This window comes from Streptomyces sp. NPDC093018, assembly GCF_040684035.1.
Taxonomy (GTDB): domain Bacteria; phylum Actinomycetota; class Actinomycetes; order Streptomycetales; family Streptomycetaceae; genus Streptomyces; species Streptomyces murinus.
Genome location: NZ_JBFBFF010000049.1, coordinates 1 through 1,409 on the forward strand (window position 1 = coordinate 1; position 1,409 = coordinate 1,409).

General features: G+C 66.1%; 1 protein-coding gene. It reads right to left on the reverse strand.

Features of this window, described 5'->3' with window-relative positions:
- Window positions 1-167: 167 nt before the first annotated feature.
- Window positions 168-1,352, reverse strand: a complete 1,185-nt coding sequence (locus AB0N90_RS37605) for an IS701 family transposase (RefSeq protein WP_365203989.1) — start codon at window positions 1,350-1,352, stop codon at window positions 168-170.
- Window positions 1,353-1,409 lie beyond the last annotated feature (57 nt).

Genomic DNA, 1,409 nt, shown 5'->3' on the forward strand with positions numbered 1-1,409 from the left:
CCCTAGTACTGCAACGGTGTTTGCTGTGACTGGTGGCGAAGGTCAGGGGATGTGTCCGCGTCGTTTGTAGTGACTGGTGCGGGCCTGGTGCTGTCGTCGCCGGCGCCAGGTCGACCAGTGCAGGATGTGCTCGACAGGCCGGGGTCGGCGGTTGGTGAGACGGGTGATCAGCCGTCGTATCTCGGCGAGGCTGAGGTGGATGAGCTCGGAGGATCCGTTTCTGCTTTGTCCGCGTCCAGTTCCCGGGCTCGCAGGACGGTCAGGCAGGCGTGGGCAGCCATGGCGAGGGTTATGTGGCGGTGCCAGCCGGGATAGCGGCGGACCTGGTAGTCGTCCAGGCCGCATTCCTGCTTCGCGCTCTGGAAGCACTCTTCGATGGCCCACCGGCTGCCCGCGATGCGGATCAGGTCATCCAGTGTGGTTCCGGCGGGGCAGTAGGCGATGTAGTAGGAGATCTCTTGGGGGCGGGCGACGCTGCGGCGGGCGATCACCCAGTGACGGCGGTCGGATCGATGGCAGGGCCGCACCTCGACGCGTGCCCAGTCGTAGATCCGCAGGCCGTGAGCCCCGGTGCCGCAGGAACGACGTTTCCATTTCTGCCGGGCAAGGCCGTTGAACAGGTCGTGGACGCGATGGTCGACCGCCCAGCGGGTGACCACAGTGTCGTGCCGGGTGGTGGCCATGACATGGAAGACGTCCGCCCGTTCCAGCTCGGACCGCCAGCTCTTGGAGAAGCCGTAGGCGGCATCCGCGGTCACCCACCGGAACGGGATCTTGTCCGCGATCGCGCGGCGGACCATTGCCCTGGCCATAGCCACCTTGGTCTCGAAGGCGACCTCATCGCCGATGCCGGCCCGGCGGCACCTTTCCCGGTCATCGGTCCACGAGGTGGGCAGATACAGACGCCGGTCAATCAACGTCCGCCCACGGTCGGTGGCATAGGCGAGAAAGACGCCGACCTGGCAGTTCTCCGTCCGCCCCGCGGTGCCGGAGTACTGCCGCTGCACTCCTGCCGACCGTGTCCCCTTCTTCAGGAAGCCCGTGTCGTCCACGACCAGCACGGCGTCACGGTCGCCGAGGCTGTCGACCACGTACCGGCGCACGTCATCGAGTACCTCATCGGCGTCCCACTCGATCCGGTTCAGCATCCGGTGGATACGGTCCGGGCCTGCGTGGCCGGCTTCCTCCGCCAGCGTCCAGCCGTTCTTGCGTTGCAGCGGGGCTATCAGGCCCCGCATATAGGCCAGCGCGGACTCACGCGGCTCCGACCTGCTGAAACGGTGCACGAACCGCCCATGCGCAGCTTCTAGTTCACCCGCCCACAACCTGACATCAGCAAGGTCCCCACCCATAACCACACCAACGACCAACCTGGCCATCAGTCACGGCAAACACCGTTGCAGTACTAG